The organism is Bacillus sp. 05T31, assembly GCF_056396725.1.
In genome coordinates, this window is sequence record NZ_JBFTMA010000718.1 from 1 (window position 1) to 2,240 (window position 2,240).

The window sequence follows — 2,240 nt, forward strand, 5'->3', positions numbered from 1 at the left end:
GTTGTAGCATAAGGTGTCCCAATTCGAATTGCATCTACTTTTTCAACACCAGCATAAGTATCATCTTCAGTAACTTCAATAATTTCATTTAATGGAATACTAACTTTTGCYAATTGCCATTTAATAATTAATTCCTCTGTTGTTTTTATAACATCAATACCCAACATATTACCAAGACCTTTCCATTCTKTTTTCTAAATATAATTATAAATCAAATAAWTGWATTTGTAATTATRTATCTTTATTGGATATTTATGTTTACTAATGATATGAATAACTAATTATTTTTATCTGTTTTTGAAAGTAAACTTTTGAATAAAAATTTACATTAAAAAGAAGCATAGAAAAACATTCTATTCTATACTTCTTTTTTTATAAACAACTCAATTCCCTTTAATTATTGACTTAAATTCACCAATAATAGAGCTAATCATTTTTTTAAAACTATCATAAAATATAGGTAATAAAATTCCTAATCCAAAGACTAATGATGATTTTATACATATCCCTACAAATATTAAGATAAAACTTATATAGAAACTAACGTAATTTTTATCATCAATCTTTATTTTTTTTTTGAAACTATCATTTCCCTTTATCAGATCATCTAGTGTTACATTGTAAAACTCACTAAGTATAATCAAATTATCAATATCAGGATAACTTTTATCATTCTCCCATTTATAAACAGCTTGTCTAGTTACTCCAATTTTTTTCGCCACATCTTCTTGGGAAAGATTTTGTGATTCACGAAACTTTTTTAATTGTTGACCTAAACTCATCCCCTTCACCTCTTAAAAAATTATTACACATAAAACAATAAAAAATAAAGAAACTATCAGTTCTATACATGTAAACCAATAGTTCACAATATACTTTTCTTTAACTTAAAATTTAAAAAGACCTCAAATATAAAAATTAAAACATCCAATGTAAACTTTTCAATATTAGTTTACATTCAAATCTCCTCAAACATTGACTTAACAATAAATACCCTAATATCATCAAAATACAAAACAAAAGTATACATTCAAAACACTATAAATAAAGAAGTTAAACACCCCTAACAAGTAAAAAAGGAGTATCTCATTATTATTGAAATACTCATCCGAAAAAAGCATAAATTAACTATTAGTATTTAGCTCCTTACGGTATTTCTTTACAAAAAACGCCATTATTAACGTAATAATTCCTATACCTAAACCAAGTAATTGATCTAACGAAATTACATCACGARAAATCCAACGTATAATAAATCCCACACCAAATACTAATACAAGTAAAAGACCAAAATATCTTAGTCCTCCATATACATCTTCCATACTCACACCCCTTGTAACTTCATAACTAAATCATACCATATTGTGGAATTCGAATAAGGGTATCTACATCAGTTAACATAACCCCTAATTATTGGAAGTTATTGCAAACCCCTCCTGTTTGGAGGGAGGGTCAATCTTTGTTTTGTTTTTCTAACAGTTGAATAACCCTATCTAACTTTCGCTCAACTGGATCTTGCTTTTTGCGATTGCTCGTATGCCGAATTATACGTATAATCCCGCCAAACAGTGCACCGATGATTATTGCAATAATCATGTAAGAAATAGTGGTTCCTAAAGGCATTATTCAGAACCCCCTTTTTCTTTATTGTACCATTTAGGAGGAGTAATATATTGTGTAATTTTGGTTGTATATATTGAATTAGTTATTTTCAGAGAAAATATTTAATACTCTAAGAAAATAAAAAATAAAAAGCAAAAAGCAAAAATTACTAAACCTAAATCAATTAATGCTAACTTCTTATTTCCTTCTTTTAAACTTATGGTAAAACCGGTTCTGGTGCAAATAAAGGATACATTCCAAAAAACAATGAGGATTCCTACCGGAATCGTTCTTTACGCTGTTAATCCAAATAATTGATGAATGAATTGTTTTTGATTTTGAACAGACTGATCCCGTAAATCAATCTGTTCTTTTTTTATCATATGCATGGCTTCTACTCCTGCAAGAATAAATGTAGCTGTGCGAAAAGATTTAAGTCCTAACATAGAGCGTATACTTTTTTTAATGAAACGATGGTCTTGCTCTACGATGTTATTTAGATATTTTATCTGTCTGATTTGAATGCCTAACGGCATTTTTTTCTCTTTCTTCAGCCCGCTGATAGCAATGGGATAGGCGGGATTTTTATCAACTGTGATTGCACGAGGTTTTGAAACATGAAAAGACCGCAAAGCCTT

General features: G+C 28.5%; 4 protein-coding genes and 1 pseudogene. All 5 read right to left on the reverse strand.

All coding sequences use genetic code 11. From position 1 onward, the window contains the following. On the reverse strand, positions 1-167 hold a 167-nt coding region (locus AC1DJR_RS27155; protein ID WP_477003962.1), incomplete at its 3' end, for a SunI/YnzG family protein. A gap of 216 nt (positions 168-383) precedes the next feature. Next, on the reverse strand, positions 384-782 hold the full coding sequence (locus AC1DJR_RS27160; RefSeq protein ID WP_016103338.1) for a helix-turn-helix transcriptional regulator: 399 nt from the start codon (positions 780-782) through the stop codon (positions 384-386). A 342-nt stretch (positions 783-1,124) separates the two neighbouring features. Further along, positions 1,125-1,322: a hypothetical protein gene (locus AC1DJR_RS27165; RefSeq protein WP_477003961.1), complete on the reverse strand. Its 198-nt coding sequence runs from the start codon at positions 1,320-1,322 to the stop codon at positions 1,125-1,127. Positions 1,323-1,452: 130 nt separating this feature from the next. Then, positions 1,453-1,623: a DUF4083 domain-containing protein gene (locus tag AC1DJR_RS27170; RefSeq protein WP_429688919.1), complete on the reverse strand. Its 171-nt coding sequence runs from the start codon at positions 1,621-1,623 to the stop codon at positions 1,453-1,455. Between the two features lie 272 nt (positions 1,624-1,895). Continuing rightward, a pseudogene (locus AC1DJR_RS27175) lies at positions 1,896-2,240 on the reverse strand (IS6-like element ISBth6 family transposase); the annotation flags it as partial.

Excerpts from the sequence above, each read along its gene's own strand:
- AC1DJR_RS27160 (WP_016103338.1), bottom strand. The coding sequence starts at position 782 with ATGAGTTTAGGTCAACAATTAAAAAAGTTTCGTGAATCACAAAATCTT.
- AC1DJR_RS27170 (WP_429688919.1), bottom strand. The coding sequence starts at position 1,623 with ATGCCTTTAGGAACCACTATTTCTTACATGATTATTGCAATAATCATC.